This window comes from Thioalkalivibrio sp. ALE22 (assembly GCF_000381445.1).
Lineage (GTDB): Bacteria > Pseudomonadota > Gammaproteobacteria > Ectothiorhodospirales > Ectothiorhodospiraceae > Thioalkalivibrio.
Genome location: NZ_KB906501.1, coordinates 137903 through 152125, shown reverse-complemented (window position 1 = coordinate 152125; position 14223 = coordinate 137903). Strand labels below are relative to the sequence as shown.

Below are 14223 nucleotides of genomic sequence, written 5' to 3'. Positions count from 1 at the left end.
GCGTAGGGTGCACTGAGCGGAGCGAACTGCACCGTTCGCTTGGTCGCGAACGTTGGCGCATCCGATGCTTCCGGTCAGTAGTGGTAGCGGAGCTGCGCGATCAGCAGGGTTCCGTCGTCCACCTTGTATACGATGCGGTGTTCGCTATCGATCCGGCGGGACCAGTAGCCGGCAAGGTTGTGCTTGAGGGGTTCGGGCTTCCCGATGCCCGTAAACGGGTCGCGCTGGATGGCCTTGATGAGCTCGTTCACGCGGCGAAGGGTTTTCTTGTCGTGTCGTTGCCAGTAGAGATAGTCCTCCCAGGCAAGTTCAGCAAAGAGTAGCCTCACTCCTCCAGGCTCCGTTCCTTGCCTCCCCCTTGCTCCAGTTCGGCGACCGAGGCAAGCAGGCGCCGAGCATTCTCTGGTGCCCGAAGCAGGTAGGCCGTTTCCTGTAGCGCCTCAAAGTCTTCCAGTGACATCATGACCACGGAGGGGGCTTTGTTGCGGGTGATGATAATCGTGGAATGGTCTTCGCAGACCTGTTCCATCGTCTTGGCCAGATTGCTCCGCGCTGCGGTGTAGCTAATGGCGTCCATGGAGTACCCCTTGGGTCCGGATCTGTACATGTACGGGATAATGTACGATTCGGCGTGAGCCATAGCAAGCGAACGGACCATCGTTGATGGACGCTTATGGGAGCTGCTCGGTACCAGCCGGGGGCGCACGTTGGGGGGTAATGCGTGTCGCTCCGTTCAACCGCATCCTACGGTTGGATTGCGGCGCGTAGGATGCACTGAGCGCAGCGAACTGCACCGTTTACTGGAGGCTGTTACAGCCAGCGGGCGAGCCACAGGCGCAGGCGCAGCTCCAGAGGCGGGGCGTAGCCCTGCTTGCGGAAGACGATCTCGCCGTCGGGGTTGATGATGAAGGTGGCCGGGACGCCGCGAACGTTGTAGCGCGCGGCCAGGGCGCCGTCCGGGTCGTTGATCACGGCCAGTTCCCGCTCGCGTTCGTTCAGGTGGTCCAGCACCTCTTCTTCCACGCCCGATTGCATAGCGACCGTCAGCACCGGGTGGCTTTGCGACAGGCGCACGATCTCGCCTTCTTCCAGGCGGCAGATCGGGCACCAGGTGGCCCAGAAGTGGAGCAGCATGGGCTCGGCTGCGTAGTCCGCGAGCGTTACCGGCGTGCCGTCCAGTAGCTGGGCCTGGAACTCGGGGGCCGGGCCCTCGACCATGTCGCGCGCCATCCAGGCGCGCACGGCCAGGAAGATCACCAGCGCGAGGCCAATCTGGATGCCCCAGGACAGCGCGCGGCGGCGGCCGGAGGGCTTCGGGCGTTTCGGTTTCTCGGGCGTGGTTTCGGTCAACGGATCATCTCGGCTTGTCCGGGGCGGGCGCGGGTGCCGCGTTTTTTCGGGCCCTTGCGCACTGCGATGCGTACCAGTTCGTCCTCGTCGTCCATCAGTCGTTCCCGCTGGGCCTCGGTGAGCAGCGGGTTACGCGCGACGAAGTAGCGCAGGTTGGGGTCGCGGTCGTTCACGCAGGCCTCGACCTGGTCCGGGGTCAGGTCCGGGCGTTTGGCGCAGTTCAGGCGTACGGTCTGGTTGGGGTCGGCCAGTAGCAGCGCGACTTCCTCCGGTGTCAGGTCCATACGCCGGGAGAAGTAGGCCTTCACCTGGGCGTGCTGGTCGCGGACCAGCAACGGTCGCCAGCGCTCCTCCAGCGCTCCGGAGAGGGCCAGGTCCATGCGCTCTTCGAATGACAGCGCCTTGTATTGGCGGGTGAGCTCGTCCATCGGGCGGGCATTATAGGCGCGCTGCTTGGGTTGCGCGGGCACGCCCCCACAATTTGCAGGAACGACAGCACGCCGGGGCCTGTCGTACCATAAGCAGACGATAATCTTCTCCGACTGCTTCGGAGAGCGAGGGATCATGAACGCACCCGTAGCCGACAAGCCGCTTTACCACGTGCCGAGCACGGCCCACGTGACGGCTTCGCTGCACGCGTTGACCGATGCCCAACGCGACGAGCTGGTGCGCCGCATCAAGCGCCTGCTGATCGAACGCAACGCGGTGCTGGTGGCCCATTACTACGTGGACGAGTCGCTGCAGCGTCTGGCGGACGAGACCGGCGGCTGCGTGGCCGACTCCCTGGAGATGGCACGCTTCGGCAAGGAGCACCCGGCCGAGACGCTGGTGGTGGCCGGGGTGCGCTTCATGGGCGAGACGGCCAAGATCCTGAGCCCGGAGAAGCGCGTGCTGATGCCGACACTGGAGGCCGAGTGCTCGCTGGATCTCGGCTGTCCGGCGGACGAGTTCGCGAAGTTCCGCGCCCAGTATCCGGACCACACGGTGGTGGTGTACTCCAACACCTCGGTGGACGTGAAGGCGCAGGCCGACTACGTCGTCACCTCCAGCATTGCCGTGCCGCTGGTCGAGCACCTGCGCGATCAGGGCAAGAAGGTGCTGTGGGCCCCGGACAAGCACCTGGGCGACTACATCCGCCGCACCACCGGTGCCGACATGGTGCTGTGGGACGGCTCCTGCGTGGTCCACGACGAGTTCCGCTCCTGGGCCTTGGAGGACCTGCGCGGCCGCCACCCCGGTGCCGCGGTGCTGGTGCATCCGGAATCCCCGCGCGAGGTGATCCATCAGGCCGATGTGGTCGGCTCCACCAGCCAGCTGATCGCGGCGGTGAAGAACCGCCCGGAACAGGAGTTCATCGTCGCCACCGACAAGGGCATCTTCTACAAGATGCAGCAGGCGGCCCCGGGCAAGACCCTGATCGAGGCCCCCACCGGCGGCCATAGCGCCACCTGCACCAGTTGCGCCCACTGCCCGTGGATGGCCATGAACGACCTGGTCTCGCTGGCCGAGACGCTGGAAGACACCGCCGAACCCGCGAAGAATGAGATCTTCGTCGACGAGACCGCGCGCCAGAAGGCCCTGGTGGCCACGCAGCGCATGCTCGACTTCGCCGCCGAACACCGCAAGGCTACCGAAGGCGACGCCTGACGAGGTGTCTTGTAGGAGCCTGCTTGCAGGCGAAGCCCCTGCCCGCGCCCGACTCTGGCGAACATGACATGCGCGGACCCGTTTGCTCCAGCATTGGTCCGATAACGATACACTTCGTCGATACATTCTCTGGTCGTCTGCGCAGGAGGCCATCATGAGCGAGTTGCAACGCATCACCTTTGATCCGGAAATCTGCGGTGGACGCCCTTGCATCCGCGGCACCCGGATGCGAGTGCGGGATGTCCTTGACCTTCTGGCGGCAGGGGCCTCGCGGGAGGAAATTCTGGAGGACTACCCCTACCTGACGGGCGAAGACATTACCGAGGCGTTGCGGTTTGCCGCGCGTCAAACGGATCACCCTGTTCTTCACCTCGCCTGAATGCGCTTCCTGGTCGACGCTCAGCTGCCGCCGGCCCTTGCGCGTTGGCTCGTTGACCAGGGTGTTGCGGCCGAGCATGTTGCGGATGTCGGACTTCTTGAGGCTTCCGATAAAGAAATCTGGGCGGAAGCTCTCCGAACGGGGGCCGTCATCGTGACCAAGGATGAGGATTTCGCCGTGTGGCGCTCCGCGGACTCGGGGGCCTATCCAGCCGTCGTCTGGCTTCGAATCGGAAATACCCGGAAAGCGGCCTTGCTCGAATGGTTCAAGCCGCTTCTACCTCGCGTGCTCCGGGCGCTGGAGAACGGCGAATCGCTGATTGAAGTCGACTGAGCGAGCGGCCCCTCGCTGAGCGAGTCCTGACACCACGTCTACTCAGGTGGAGTTGAAGTTAGCGGTCGTTCAGCCAGGCGGCCCACTGGGAGTGGGTGGAGACGTCCACGCCGTCGGCCTTCGCCGCCTGTTGCAGGTGGGTCTGCAGGTCGGCCATCAGTTCGGAATCCATCAGATCGGGCTCCAGGGTGAGCTGCGCATGCAGCGTGCTGTAGACGAGCTTGAGTTCATTTACCGGGTACTGCGACCAGTCGAGGTGGGCCATGGCGTCCGTTCTCCGTTTCGATCATTTGGGTTATAGCCTGAGGGTGGCCTGCGGTGCCATTCAAAAGCACTTGCCAGGGAAACGTTGATTAATGTACACGCTCGCGTTGGCACCCCAGGTTTTCCGAGACAAGGCGCGGTGTGCAGCCGGTAGTGGTTCTACCGGCAAGGGCCGCAACGCAGGATCGGGGAACCTGGGGTGCCAACCCCGAAGGGGCTCGGCCTCTTTTGCGTGGGAACGGCGTTGCGGTTCCCTTGTGCAGAATGACTGCACGGCAGTCACCGCGCCTTGTTCGCACGCAAAAGCGACTCGAGCGCGAGCGTGTACATTGATCAATGTTTCCCCGGGGTGCGGAGATGTTTAAGCGCCGTGCACGTCTGCTGGTGGCGTCGGAACGCCCGGACGGGCGTGCCGCGCGCGTGGCGGAGCTGGCCGCGGCGGCCGAGTTCGAGGACTGGATCGAGGTGCGTCCGGCGCGCGCGATGGGCGCGCTGACGGATGATCACCTGGCCTGGGCCGATTTGCTGGTGGCGGTCGACACCGCCGCCGCCCGCGCCATGCCCGAACATCGGCCCGCGACCTGCCGCCCGAAATACTGGCGCTTGCCCGCCGAGACCGGCGCGGAGCTGGATCTACAGGCCCTGGAGGCCTTGCGTTGCATGGTTGGCGGGATGCGTATGCTGGCGCGGGTGGATGCCGAAGACGCCTGAGGGGCATGTCGGCGCGTCCCGTCCAGTGTTCTTCAAGACGCGAGGCATTGCCTTGCGAATCCCGAGTCATCCCGGCCGCAGCAAAGCGGAGAGCCGGGATCTGCGGTGGTTACTTTGACCGGGCGTGTCAGATCCCGGATAACCGCTGCGCGGTTTCCGGGATGACGTCGAGAGGGGTGATCGGGGATACCCGGGCGTGATCGCGAGGGGCGCGCCCGGGTTGGTTCCGACCGATCGCCACGGCGCTGCGCGTCTCGCGATGACGATGCTTCTCGCAGTTCGCGTCATGGCGAGGCTCCGTCAGGGGCCGTGGCCATCTGCGGACGCAACCGCTGAGGGTTGCCTGGCTCGGCGTCGGGGCTGTCCACGCGGCTCGCTGCTGCACGTCACGCGATGACGGGTCAGTTTTCCCTGTGGCCTCCTAGTCGGGGGTGTAGGGCGTCGGTGCGCGAGCGTGCAGCTGGGCCAGGTGGTCTTCGTAGAGGGTCCAGATGCGCGGCGCGATGGCGCCGCGTGTACCGGGGTAGGTGAGGCGGTCGGGGTTGAAGCTGATCAGGCGTTCGATCTCGGTGCAGCGCAGTTCGTCGTTGATCACGTTGAAGATCAGGATCTGCGTGCCCTGGTCGGCGATGGGCAACAGGGCGCCGATGATGCCGGTGTCGTTCAATCCGGGCTCGCCGCGGGCGTCGCCGAGCTCGGCTGGGGGGCGCACCAGCGTCCCCAGCAGTTCCTGGTAGGCCTGATCACAGGCGTAGCAGATCTCGGGCGCGCGCAGCCCCTGCACCCGGGCGCAGGCCTGTTGCACGGTAGTGTCGGGCAGGGCCATGCGCTCCGGTGGAATCGGGATGCGGTTCGATTCGCCATTCGGCAGCAGGCGCGGTACCGCCTCCTGACAGGACGGGCATCGCCAGGTGGCGATGCGGGGGCCGTCGATTACGTTGCTGGGAGGCATCTGGCGACCCTCATCCGGGGGTTCGGGGCGGCATGCGGCGCGCGGTAGCGAACGCCTGGGTTGCTGGCTGATGAGGGCGGGGCCATTCGCGGGCAGGCTCGCTACCACAGGGGCGGGCCCACCGGTCCTGCCCCCTGGGTCGTCCTCGTTTCAAGCGAGCCTCCTGTTCAGCCGAAGTAGTCCGGTTCGTTACCGGGGCGCCACTTGATATTGCAACCGAGGCTGGGATGCTGCGGCTCCGGTGCCGGCTGGCCGGCGAGCAGGGCATCGCTGGCGGCGCGCAGGTCGCGGCCGGTGACCGGGGTGTCGGAACCGGGGCGGGTCTCGTCGAACTGGCCCCGGTAGTACAGCTTGCGATCGGCATCGAACAGGTACAGGTCCGGGGTGCAGGCGGCGTGGTAGGCCTTGGCGACGGACTGGTCCTCGTCGAGGCAGTACGGGAAGTTGTAGCCGAAGCGGCGGGCGTCGTCCTTCATCTTGTCCGGGGCGTCGTCCGGCACCGCCTGGATGTCGTTCGAGTTGATCGCGATTACCGCGATGCCCTTGTTCGAGTATTCGCGGCCATAGCGCGCGAATTCGTGGCGGATCAGCTGCACGAACGGGCAGTGATTGCAGATGAAGGCGATCATGTAGCCTTTCGCGTCGGGGAAGCTGTCGAGGCTGACGTTTTCGCCGGAGACGACGTCCGGCAGGGAGAAGTTGGGTGCCTCGGTACCGAGTTCGATCATCTGCGAGGGGGTGCGGGCCATGACTGCTCCAGTGGTCGGATTTGCGACAATTATACGGCGTTGGCCGGGGATGCTTGAAACCTTCCGACTGCGACCGCAATCTTTGAACAATACCTGAGTAATGGAGTAGGGAATATGGGCTGGGTGACCGGTGTCGTACGGGAGCGCAAGCAGTGGACGGACCGCCTGTTCTCGCTGCGCGTGGATGCCGAGGTCGAGCCGTTCAAGGCCGGCCAGTTCAACCGCCTGCGCCTGGAGATCGACGGGGAGATGGTGGGACGGCCGTATTCGTACGTGAACGCCCCGGGCGAGACCCCGCTGGATTTTTATCTGATCACCGTGCCGGACGGCCCATTGTCCAACCGCCTGGTGCAGCTGGAGCCGGGTGATCAGGTGGAGCTGATGCCGCGCGCGACCGGCTTCTTTACCCTGGACGAGCTCCCCGACAGTCGCGACCTGTGGCTGTTGTCCACCGGTACCGCGCTGGGACCCTTCCTGTCCATCCTGAAGACGGACACCCCGTGGGAGCGCTTCGAGAATATCCGCCTGGTCCACGCGGTGCGCCAGGCGGAGGAACTTACCTACCAGGACACCATTCGGGAGTTTCAGGAGCGCGACGCGAAGCGGTTTCAGTACATCCCGTTCGTCAGTCGCGAGCCGTTCCCCGGGGGGCTCGAAGGGCGGGTGCCGGCCGCGATCGCCGAGGGCCGGCTGGAACACCACGCGGGCCTGAAGATTACCCCGGAGCATTCGCAGGTGATGCTGTGCGGCAACCCGGCCATGGTGCAGGACACGACCGCGATCCTGAAGGAGCGCGGCCTGGCGAAGAATCGCCGGCGCAAGCCGGGGCATATCACCACCGAGAACTATTGGTAGGCCCGGGGCTTTTTGGATTCGGGCCGGCCCTCTCGCCCTTCGCTCGCGAAGATCGCCCAAACTCGACAGGCTCCCGGGGCCATGTTGTAGGAGGCCAGCCCTCTGGCCGATGGGGTTTTGCCGGCGCCTGATCGGCCAGGGGGCTGGCCTCCTACGGGCTGTGGCTTGCGCTGGGACTAGTCCAGCAGGTTCGCCGACCAGGCGCGGATCAGGCCCGCCACGTAGCGGGTGTGTTCCGGGCGCGAGAGCAGATGGTCGGTCTGGTGCAGGGCGACAAAGCTCTTGGGGTGGCGGGCCTGCTGGAAGATCTGGCGGGCGTGATCGACGCTGACCACCGTGTCGCCCGGTGCGTGCAGCAGCAACAGCGGCCGCTGCAGGCTGTCGAGTGCGTGGTCCAGGGTCGGCTCCTCGATCGACTCGATGAAGGCGCGCCCGATCTCCACCGGGCGTCCGCCGATGCTGATCCGGGCGGAGCCCTCACGCCGGATCTCGTCGGCCGTGTCCCCGAACAGGTGGGCGACGTGGCCGGGCCGGCTGGGGGCGGCAATGGTGACGACGCCGTCCAGCGTCTCGCGCTGCGCGCCGACATGGATCGCCATGGCCCCGCCGAAGCTGTGACCGACCAGCAGGTTGGTGTGCCGCCCGGTGAAGGTCTCCAGCGCCTCGAGCGCCGAGTGGAGGTCCTCGCAGTAGGTCTCCAGCGTGCTGTCGCGGAACTCGCCCTCCGAGTCACCCAGGCCCATGAAATCGAAACGCAGGGTGGCGATGCCTTCCTCGGCGAGGGCGCGCGCCAGCCGTACCGTCGCCGGGAAGTCCTTGGAACAGGCGAAGCAGTGCGCGATGCAGGCCTGACCGCGAATGGCATCGGCCTCGGGTGCGACCAGTACGCCGCCCAGACGGGGGCCGCGCGGGGTCTGGATGGTGAGCGGGGTGTTGTGGATCGCCATCGAGCAGGCTCCTGAAGGGCGGCTATGGTCCCGCCGGGGACGGTCTGCGATCATACGGGTTTGATGATCCGAATGGCCACGCGGGATTCTCCTGCCACGCGGCCACCACTTCACGGGACCACTGGGGGCCGGCTTGGAAACCGAGAGTCAGATTCGCGCACGCCTGGCCGAGCTGGAGGCCGAGCACCGGGCTCTGGATTCCGCTATCGGCGTGATGCACGAGCAGGCCGCACCCGACATCTTCGCCATCCAGCGCCTGAAGAAGCGCAAGCTGCAACTGAAGGACGCGATCCAGCGCCTGCGCAGCCGGCTGATCCCCGACCTCAACGCCTGACCCGGGATATTCACCACGAAGCGGACGGGGGCGCGCATGAGAGCAAAGCGCGTGACAGGAAGATTAGAAGACAGGAAGAAAGGCAAGGCTATAGGCCTTGGGCCCAGATCGTTCTGTTAAGCGTTTACCCGTCGGTCAGATCAGGGGCTCACGACACATAAAGTAATCTGTTTTTCTTCCCGCTCTTCCAGCCTTCCTGTGAATCGCCCTTGACCTTGACCTTCTTCGTGCCTTCGTGGGCTTCGTGGTGAGCAAAAAAAACGGCGCCCGGAGGCGCCGTTCGAGTGCGTTCCGTGACGGAACGGCTGGGGTCAGCCCCAGATGTCGCGGGTGATCCCGGCGTACCAGGCCCGGGTGTACTGCGCCTCGCGGCTTCGGAAGCTGGAGCTGGCGCCCGACGGGCTGACGCCTCCGGCGCCGGAGACCCCGGCCATCGCGCCGTCCTGGTACTGGTAGACCGCGGCCACGCTGATCGCGTAGTCCGGGGTGACCAGGCTGTAGCAGGTGTTGGCGGAGGAGGGGTTGATTGGCTCCTGGCCGGACAGTTCGCGCACGACCGCGGCCGCGACGATCTTGCCCTGGTTGTTGGCCGAGTGGCCGGATTTGGGCATGGCGCCCGCCACGCTGGCATCCCCCAGGACGTAGATGTTGTCGTCCATCTCCGACTTGAAGGTGAGCTGATCCACCGGGACCCAGCCCTCGTCATTGGTCAGGCCCACGTCGTGGGCGATCTGGCCGGCGCGCTGGGCGGGGATGAAGTTCAGCACGTCGGCACGGACGCGTTCGAAGCCGCTGTCGGCCAGCACGGTCATGTTGTCGACATCGATTTCCTCGGCGCGACCGCCCTCCGAGCCGGCGCGCCATTCGATCATGTCGCCGTAGTGCTCGGCCCAGCCTTCCTCGAACAGGCCCTGCTTGGAGAAGCCATCCTTCGGATCCAGGATGATGATCTTGGAGCGCGGCTTCTCCTGCTTGAAGTAGTTCGCGACCAGTGACACCCGCTCGTACGGCCCCGGCGGGCAGCGGAACGGGTTCGGCGGGGCGACCATGACGAACACGCCGCCGTTCGGCATGTTTTGCAGCTGGGAACGCAGCAGCTCGGTCTGCGAACCGGCCTTCCAGGCGTGCGGGACACGGTCGGCGTCGGCCTCGGAGATGCCGGGCATGTCGTCGTAGCGGAAATCGATCCCCGGAGACATCACCAGCTTGTCGTAGCTCATGCTGTCGCCGCCGGCCAGGCGCACGCTGCGCGCGGAGGCGTCCACCGCGGTCACCCGGTCCTGGACGATCTCGATGCCGTAGTCATCCCGCAGGGTGTCGTAGCCGTGGGCGATGAAGTCCATGTCCGCGAAGCCGCCGATCACCCAGTTGCTGCCATAGCAGGTGTGGTAGGTGGCGTTCGGCTCGATCAGCGTCACGCGCATGTCGGGCGAGAACTGCTTGATGTATTTCGCGGCGGTCGCGCCGCCGGAGCCGCCGCCCACGACCACGACGTGAGCCTTGTCGGCCCCGCGCATGCCGTTGGCTGCACAGCCAATGCCAGCGAAGGCCGCGGCACTGCTGATGCCGGCGACCTTCAGGAAATTGCGTCGAGTAAAGTCATGCATGATGTGATTCCCCCTGATCAGAAGCGGCTGAAGTAGCCGGCCATCGCTTCGATTTCCTCGTCGGTGTAGCCCTTGGCGTGACGATCCATGATCGTCGCGTCACGGTCACCGTCGCGGAATGCCCTCATCTGGCTCTCGATGACATCAGCGGGAATCCGGCCCAGATCCGGTACACCCTCCTGAGCGCCGGCCGCGTTGTGGCAGGCCTTGCAGGAGGCGGCCATCAGCTGGCCCCGGGTAATTTCGTCGTCGGCAAGGGCCTGGGTAGCAGTGCCCGCCATCGCCAGCGAGGCGGCAAGCCCCACCAGGTACAAATGCGATTTCTTCATTGGAACGGACTCCTCCGTTAGAAGTGGCTTTTTGCGAGCGACAGCTGTGGAGTACTGCCTTCATCCTCGGGCCCGGTGTGGTGATCCGGGTTGTGATTTGCGCCACCGGGTTCGAGCCCGGTAGTTGCGCCTGATCGCGAAAACCAACGATCATGGAGATCGTATAGCACACAGAAAGCGCCTTTTCGATACATTGCAAAGGCATCTGCCACCAGGAGGAGTGCCATGACAGGGGAGCGGCGTCGTCATCCACGGATCCCGATGACGGTCGAGGTCGTGGCCGAGTGCGAAAGCGGGGACACGGTGACCCTGACCACCAACGACATCTCCGGCGGCGGAGCCTTCCTGCAGTGGGACGATCCGGAAAACGCCTGTGTGGGGCACCTGATGAAGCTCGCCTCGGATGACGAGTTGATGCTCCAGGTCTTCGGCATGCTCGGGGATGGCGGCGAGGCGCCGCGGGTGAAGGCCCAGGTGGTGCGGGTGATGGACGACGGCATCGCCGTGCGCTTCGATCCCGAGGAACTCGGGTAGCCCCTAGGGGGAAATTGCTGCCCTAAACCTCGCGCTCGATCTGTTCCAGGCCCGCGGCCCACTCGTCGGCGATCATCGGGTTCGTCAGCAGCCAGTGCACGGTGTCCGCGCTCCAGTCGTCGCGGGCCTCCTGCAGTGCGGTATCCCAGTCCGTGACTGCGTAATCCCCGCGCCCGACGCCGCTGAGCGCCTGCAGTTCCGCCTGTTGCTCCGGGCCCAGGTCGCGCAGCGTGCCCTCCAGCTCCTGCAGAGTCAGGTCGCTGGCGTGGTCGGCCAGCACCTGCAGGGCCCAGTCGTCGTCACTGCCCTCGGCGCCGGTATCCGGGAAGACCACGTCCTCCTTGGCGTGGAACTCGCGGGCGGCCTGGATCAGCCGTTCCAGGGTCTCGCCGGGGATGCCAAGGGAGACGGCCATCGTCTAGTGGGACGGGGTCCGCTCCTGGGCGAGGACCCAGGGCGCAGCCACGATGGCGGTGAAGATCGGATCGTTCGCGGCCCAGCGCCGGGCATCGTCATCCGAGGCGCGGGCGACCTGGTCATTGGCTAGCCATTCGCTGACCTGATGCGTGGCGTCATCGCGGAAGGCGCGGGCCACCTCGATCAGGTCCAGTTCCGGTGCCACGCGGATCACCACGCCGCGGGCGAAATGCGGCATGAGCTCCTTCCACGGCAGCGGACCGGCCTCTTCTTCCAGGGGGATCTCGGGTTGTTCGGCAGGGGCGTCTTGCATGACGGTTCCGGTCGGTTTCAGATAGGGTTCAGGCTAGGCCGATACCCTTGCATCTTCAAGACCTTTCCACGCAAATCCCCGGAGGATGCGCCACCATGCGACCCACGCCGGATCTCCAGCCCGGACACCGCGAGCGGCACCCGATGCGGCGTCGCTCGGGCCCGGTGCGGGCGCTGGCCATGCTGTTCCTGGTCGCGCTTCCGGCACAGGCGCAGTTCAATACCGACGACCCCGAGGCCGCGGTCTGGGACCTGGACGAGGCTGTTGCCCAGATCGAGGCACATTACCCGGGGCGGGTCCTGCATGCCCGCGAGGATGTCAGCCGCTACGGGGCGCGCCTGTTCGTGATCCGGATCCTGACCAACGACCAGCAAGTGCGTACCCTGCGCATCGAGGAAGGTACGGAAGTGGAGCTCCCGGAATGAATCTGCGCGTGGTACTGATCGAGGATGACGTTGCCCTGCGCAACCAGATCGGCGAGGAACTGGACCGCAGCGGCTGCCGCGTGGATACCGCCTCGGATGGCGAGACCGGATTGTACCTGCTGACCGAGTACCACTGCGATATCGCCGTGGTCGATCTTGGCCTGCCCGGCATGGATGGCCTCGACGTGATCCGCAAGGCGCGCGAGTCGAAGCCGCGCCTGCCGATCCTGATCCTGACCGCGCGCGACCGCTGGCAGGACAAGGTCGAGGGTCTGGAGGCCGGCGCCGACGACTACCTGGCCAAGCCCTTCCATATCCAGGAACTGCTGGCGCGCCTGCGCGCCCTGGCGCGCCGCAGCCTGCAGTCAGGCCAGGAGCGGCTGCACTTCGGCCCGCTGGTGATCGATACCGCCGGCGACGAGGTCTGGTTGAATGGCGAATCGGTGACCCTGACCACATTCGAGTACCGCCTGCTGATGACCCTGGTGCGCCAGCCCGGCCGGGTGCTGAGCAAGGACGCGCTGGCGGACTACCTGTACGACCACGACGAGGACCGCGAGAGCAACGTGATCGAGGTCCTGATCGGTCGCCTGCGGCGCAAGCTGGATGCCGATGGCAGCCTGGGGCTGATCGAGACCCTGCGCGGGCGCGGCTACCGCTTTGCCCGCGAACCCGACCCCGCCCCGGAAAACGAGTCGGACAGCGCCCGATGATCCACCCCGAGGCCGCCCGGTCCGCATGAAGGCGGCCCTGCGCAAGCTGCGCGGCAGCCTGGTGCTGCGCCTGGCGGGGGTCACGGCCGTCACCGTGCTGATCTTCTCGCTGCTGACGGCCTGGGTGCTGGAGGCGGCCTTTCGCGACAATGCGGCGGACGCGGTGGAGACCCGGCTGGAGGCGCAGGTGCTGCTGCTGATGGGGCTGGCCGAGGTGATCGGCCCCGCGGATGTACGGGTCCCCGAGATGCTCCCCGAAAGCCGGCTGCAACTGCCGGTCAGTGGCCTCTATGCGCGCATCCTCGGCGAGGAGGGCCAGACCCTCTGGCGGTCGCCCTCGACGGTGGGCGTCTCGCTGCGTGGCTGGTCGGAGGACGAGTACTTCAGCTTCAGCCTGCCCGTGCAGTGGGAGCTGGAGGGCGACCAGGTGGGACTGACCTTCCAGATGCTGGAGGACCGCGAGGCCTTCAATGAACAGGTCGAACAGTACCGCGTCAGTCTGTGGCAGGGGCTGGGCGCGATGACCCTGTCCATGATCCTGGTGCTGTCGCTGGCGCTGTGGTTCTGGGGGCTGCGCCCGTTGCGTCAGGTGCGGCGCGACCTGGACGCCCTGCGCCATGGCGACCATGCCCGTCTGGGCGGGTACTATCCCACCGAGGTCCGCGCCCTGACCGGCAGCATCAACGACCTAGTCGAGTTCGAGCGGGCCCGCCTGGCGCGCCAGCAGAATGCCCTGGCGGACCTGGCCCACAGCCTGAAGACCCCGATCTCCGCGCTGCGCCTGAACCTCGAGAGCGCGCGACCGGACCCGGACGACATGCAGCACCAGGTCGACCGGTTGCAGGGGATCGTCCAGCACCAGCTGAATCAGGCGCAGCGGCTGGGGCCGGCCCCGTTCCAGGCTGCCGAGCCGCTGGCGCCGATCATCGAGCGAACCGGCCAGGCGCTGGGACGGCTCGCCGCGCAGGAGGGGGTGACGCTGGAGACCGACCTGGCCCCGGGCTGTGCCCTGCGCATGGACGGTGGCGCCATCTTCGAGTTGCTGGGCAATACCCTGGACAACGCCATTCGCCATGCCACCAGCCGGGTGCGGGTCACGACGCGCTGCCAGCCCGGCGAGGTGATGCTGATCATCGACGATGACGGTCCGGGTATCCCGCCGGCCGACCGGGCCCGGGTGCTGGAGCGCGGCCAGCGCGCGGACACACGCGGCGGGCAGGATGCCGACCGGGATACCGGTCAGGGGCTCGGGCTCAGCATCATCCATACCCTGGTCACCGACCACCGCGGGACGCTGTTCATCGAACAGGCCCCGGATCTGCACGGGGCCCGCATCCGCATGGTGTTCCCGGGGGGCTGAATCG

At 66.2% G+C, this 14223-nt stretch carries 22 protein-coding genes; 10 read left to right on the top strand and 12 right to left on the bottom strand.

What is annotated here, in order from left to right; translation table 11 throughout:
• Nucleotides 1-74 precede the first annotated feature (74 nt).
• The 4 genes from F793_RS0104035 to F793_RS0104020 form a co-directional block, all read right to left on the bottom strand.
• Entirely contained in the window at nt 75-329 is a 255-nt protein-coding gene (locus F793_RS0104035) for a Txe/YoeB family addiction module toxin (protein WP_018865520.1), read from the bottom strand.
• The gene (locus tag F793_RS0104030; protein WP_018141477.1) at nt 326-577 is read right to left on the bottom strand and encodes a type II toxin-antitoxin system Phd/YefM family antitoxin; all 252 of its coding nucleotides are present in this window, start codon (nt 575-577) and stop codon (nt 326-328) included. The genes F793_RS0104035 and F793_RS0104030 overlap by 4 nt, the downstream gene beginning before the upstream one ends.
• Nucleotides 578-810: 233 nt before the next feature.
• Nucleotides 811-1350 carry a protein disulfide oxidoreductase gene (locus F793_RS0104025; protein ID WP_018882587.1) on the bottom strand — a complete coding sequence of 180 codons (540 nt, stop codon included), beginning with the start codon at nt 1348-1350 and terminating at the stop codon, nt 811-813.
• A complete protein-coding gene (locus tag F793_RS0104020) occupies nt 1347-1778 on the bottom strand; it encodes a hypothetical protein (RefSeq protein WP_018865523.1) in 432 nt (143 codons plus the stop codon). The genes F793_RS0104025 and F793_RS0104020 overlap by 4 nt, the downstream gene beginning before the upstream one ends.
• A gap of 136 nt (nt 1779-1914) precedes the next feature.
• Here F793_RS0104020 and nadA point away from each other — a divergent pair, with 136 nt between their 5' ends.
• The 3 genes from nadA to F793_RS0104005 all read left to right on the top strand — a co-directional run bounded on the left by nadA (nt 1915) and on the right by F793_RS0104005 (nt 3709).
• Nucleotides 1915-2997 (top strand): quinolinate synthase NadA, encoded by a 1083-nt coding sequence (gene nadA, locus F793_RS0104015; RefSeq protein ID WP_018876556.1) that lies wholly within the window; start codon nt 1915-1917, stop codon nt 2995-2997.
• Between the two features lie 154 nt (nt 2998-3151).
• Nucleotides 3152-3376, top strand: coding sequence for a DUF433 domain-containing protein (locus tag F793_RS0104010; RefSeq protein WP_018876555.1), 225 nt, complete (start codon nt 3152-3154; stop codon nt 3374-3376).
• On the top strand, nt 3377-3709 hold the full coding sequence (locus F793_RS0104005; protein WP_018865526.1) for a DUF5615 family PIN-like protein: 333 nt from the start codon (nt 3377-3379) through the stop codon (nt 3707-3709). It abuts the gene before it with no gap.
• Between the two features lie 58 nt (nt 3710-3767).
• On the opposite strand, the gene F793_RS0104000 is transcribed toward F793_RS0104005, so the two are convergent.
• Complete coding sequence (locus F793_RS0104000; RefSeq protein ID WP_018865527.1) at nt 3768-3974, bottom strand: hypothetical protein; 207 nt, start codon at nt 3972-3974, stop codon at nt 3768-3770.
• A gap of 356 nt (nt 3975-4330) precedes the next feature.
• Here F793_RS0104000 and F793_RS0103995 point away from each other — a divergent pair, with 356 nt between their 5' ends.
• A complete protein-coding gene (locus F793_RS0103995) occupies nt 4331-4684 on the top strand; it encodes a hypothetical protein (RefSeq protein WP_018876554.1) in 354 nt (117 codons plus the stop codon).
• A gap of 421 nt (nt 4685-5105) precedes the next feature.
• On the opposite strand, the gene F793_RS0103990 is transcribed toward F793_RS0103995, so the two are convergent.
• Nucleotides 5106-5636 carry a hypothetical protein gene (locus F793_RS0103990; RefSeq protein ID WP_018865529.1) on the bottom strand — a complete coding sequence of 177 codons (531 nt, stop codon included), beginning with the start codon at nt 5634-5636 and terminating at the stop codon, nt 5106-5108.
• A 167-nt stretch (nt 5637-5803) separates the two neighbouring features.
• Nucleotides 5804-6385: a thioredoxin family protein gene (locus tag F793_RS0103985; protein ID WP_018876553.1), complete on the bottom strand. Its 582-nt coding sequence runs from the start codon at nt 6383-6385 to the stop codon at nt 5804-5806.
• A gap of 114 nt (nt 6386-6499) precedes the next feature.
• Between F793_RS0103985 and F793_RS0103980 the strand changes: the two genes are divergently transcribed.
• The gene (locus F793_RS0103980; RefSeq protein ID WP_018879644.1) at nt 6500-7240 is read left to right on the top strand and encodes a ferredoxin--NADP reductase; all 741 of its coding nucleotides are present in this window, start codon (nt 6500-6502) and stop codon (nt 7238-7240) included.
• 176 nt (nt 7241-7416) lie between these two features.
• Here F793_RS0103980 and F793_RS0103975 read toward each other — a convergent pair whose 3' ends face one another.
• A complete protein-coding gene (locus F793_RS0103975; RefSeq protein ID WP_018882588.1) occupies nt 7417-8187 on the bottom strand; it encodes a S9 family peptidase in 771 nt (256 codons plus the stop codon).
• A gap of 133 nt (nt 8188-8320) precedes the next feature.
• Between F793_RS0103975 and F793_RS0103970 the strand changes: the two genes are divergently transcribed.
• Entirely contained in the window at nt 8321-8521 is a 201-nt protein-coding gene (locus F793_RS0103970; protein ID WP_017942660.1) for a YdcH family protein, read from the top strand.
• A 311-nt stretch (nt 8522-8832) separates the two neighbouring features.
• On the opposite strand, the gene F793_RS0103965 is transcribed toward F793_RS0103970, so the two are convergent.
• Both F793_RS0103965 and F793_RS0103960 read right to left on the bottom strand, forming a co-directional pair.
• Nucleotides 8833-10128 (bottom strand): NAD(P)/FAD-dependent oxidoreductase, encoded by a 1296-nt coding sequence (locus F793_RS0103965; protein ID WP_018876550.1) that lies wholly within the window; start codon nt 10126-10128, stop codon nt 8833-8835.
• A gap of 17 nt (nt 10129-10145) precedes the next feature.
• Entirely contained in the window at nt 10146-10457 is a 312-nt protein-coding gene (locus F793_RS0103960) for a c-type cytochrome (protein ID WP_018865534.1), read from the bottom strand.
• A 225-nt stretch (nt 10458-10682) separates the two neighbouring features.
• Here F793_RS0103960 and F793_RS0103955 point away from each other — a divergent pair, with 225 nt between their 5' ends.
• A complete protein-coding gene (locus tag F793_RS0103955) occupies nt 10683-10991 on the top strand; it encodes a PilZ domain-containing protein (protein ID WP_081618700.1) in 309 nt (102 codons plus the stop codon).
• Nucleotides 10992-11013: 22 nt separating this feature from the next.
• On the opposite strand, the gene F793_RS0103950 is transcribed toward F793_RS0103955, so the two are convergent.
• Both F793_RS0103950 and F793_RS0103945 read right to left on the bottom strand, forming a co-directional pair.
• Nucleotides 11014-11406, bottom strand: coding sequence for a DUF3775 domain-containing protein (locus tag F793_RS0103950; protein WP_018882590.1), 393 nt, complete (start codon nt 11404-11406; stop codon nt 11014-11016).
• Between the two features lie 3 nt (nt 11407-11409).
• The gene (locus tag F793_RS0103945) at nt 11410-11721 is read right to left on the bottom strand and encodes a DUF2288 family protein (protein ID WP_018878102.1); all 312 of its coding nucleotides are present in this window, start codon (nt 11719-11721) and stop codon (nt 11410-11412) included.
• A 95-nt stretch (nt 11722-11816) separates the two neighbouring features.
• On the opposite strand from F793_RS0103945, the gene F793_RS0103940 reads away from it, so the two are divergent.
• From F793_RS0103940 to F793_RS0103930, 3 genes are read left to right on the top strand one after another with little or no spacing between them, the layout of a single operon-like run.
• Nucleotides 11817-12146 (top strand): PepSY domain-containing protein, encoded by a 330-nt coding sequence (locus F793_RS0103940; protein ID WP_026279137.1) that lies wholly within the window; start codon nt 11817-11819, stop codon nt 12144-12146.
• Nucleotides 12143-12859 (top strand): response regulator transcription factor, encoded by a 717-nt coding sequence (locus F793_RS0103935; protein ID WP_018865539.1) that lies wholly within the window; start codon nt 12143-12145, stop codon nt 12857-12859. The genes F793_RS0103940 and F793_RS0103935 overlap by 4 nt, the downstream gene beginning before the upstream one ends.
• A 25-nt stretch (nt 12860-12884) precedes the next feature.
• On the top strand, nt 12885-14219 hold the full coding sequence (locus F793_RS0103930; protein WP_018865540.1) for a HAMP domain-containing sensor histidine kinase: 1335 nt from the start codon (nt 12885-12887) through the stop codon (nt 14217-14219).
• The last annotated feature ends 4 nt before the right edge of the window (nt 14220-14223 follow it).

Excerpts from the sequence above, each read along its gene's own strand:
- F793_RS0104030 (WP_018141477.1), bottom strand. The coding sequence starts at position 577 with ATGGACGCCATTAGCTACACCGCAGCGCGGAGCAATCTGGCCAAGACG.
- F793_RS0104020 (WP_018865523.1), bottom strand. The coding sequence starts at position 1,778 with ATGGACGAGCTCACCCGCCAATACAAGGCGCTGTCATTCGAAGAGCGC.
- nadA (WP_018876556.1), top strand. The coding sequence starts at position 1,915 with ATGAACGCACCCGTAGCCGACAAGCCGCTTTACCACGTGCCGAGCACG.
- F793_RS0104010 (WP_018876555.1), top strand. The coding sequence starts at position 3,152 with ATGAGCGAGTTGCAACGCATCACCTTTGATCCGGAAATCTGCGGTGGA.
- F793_RS0104005 (WP_018865526.1), top strand. The coding sequence starts at position 3,377 with ATGCGCTTCCTGGTCGACGCTCAGCTGCCGCCGGCCCTTGCGCGTTGG.
- F793_RS0104000 (WP_018865527.1), bottom strand. The coding sequence starts at position 3,974 with ATGGCCCACCTCGACTGGTCGCAGTACCCGGTAAATGAACTCAAGCTC.
- F793_RS0103995 (WP_018876554.1), top strand. The coding sequence starts at position 4,331 with ATGTTTAAGCGCCGTGCACGTCTGCTGGTGGCGTCGGAACGCCCGGAC.
- F793_RS0103990 (WP_018865529.1), bottom strand. The coding sequence starts at position 5,636 with ATGCCTCCCAGCAACGTAATCGACGGCCCCCGCATCGCCACCTGGCGA.
- F793_RS0103985 (WP_018876553.1), bottom strand. The coding sequence starts at position 6,385 with ATGGCCCGCACCCCCTCGCAGATGATCGAACTCGGTACCGAGGCACCC.
- F793_RS0103980 (WP_018879644.1), top strand. The coding sequence starts at position 6,500 with ATGGGCTGGGTGACCGGTGTCGTACGGGAGCGCAAGCAGTGGACGGAC.
- F793_RS0103975 (WP_018882588.1), bottom strand. The coding sequence starts at position 8,187 with ATGGCGATCCACAACACCCCGCTCACCATCCAGACCCCGCGCGGCCCC.
- F793_RS0103965 (WP_018876550.1), bottom strand. The coding sequence starts at position 10,128 with ATGCATGACTTTACTCGACGCAATTTCCTGAAGGTCGCCGGCATCAGC.
- F793_RS0103960 (WP_018865534.1), bottom strand. The coding sequence starts at position 10,457 with ATGAAGAAATCGCATTTGTACCTGGTGGGGCTTGCCGCCTCGCTGGCG.
- F793_RS0103955 (WP_081618700.1), top strand. The coding sequence starts at position 10,683 with ATGACAGGGGAGCGGCGTCGTCATCCACGGATCCCGATGACGGTCGAG.
- F793_RS0103950 (WP_018882590.1), bottom strand. The coding sequence starts at position 11,406 with ATGGCCGTCTCCCTTGGCATCCCCGGCGAGACCCTGGAACGGCTGATC.
- F793_RS0103945 (WP_018878102.1), bottom strand. The coding sequence starts at position 11,721 with ATGCAAGACGCCCCTGCCGAACAACCCGAGATCCCCCTGGAAGAAGAG.
- F793_RS0103940 (WP_026279137.1), top strand. The coding sequence starts at position 11,817 with ATGCGACCCACGCCGGATCTCCAGCCCGGACACCGCGAGCGGCACCCG.
- F793_RS0103935 (WP_018865539.1), top strand. The coding sequence starts at position 12,143 with ATGAATCTGCGCGTGGTACTGATCGAGGATGACGTTGCCCTGCGCAAC.
- F793_RS0103930 (WP_018865540.1), top strand. The coding sequence starts at position 12,885 with ATGAAGGCGGCCCTGCGCAAGCTGCGCGGCAGCCTGGTGCTGCGCCTG.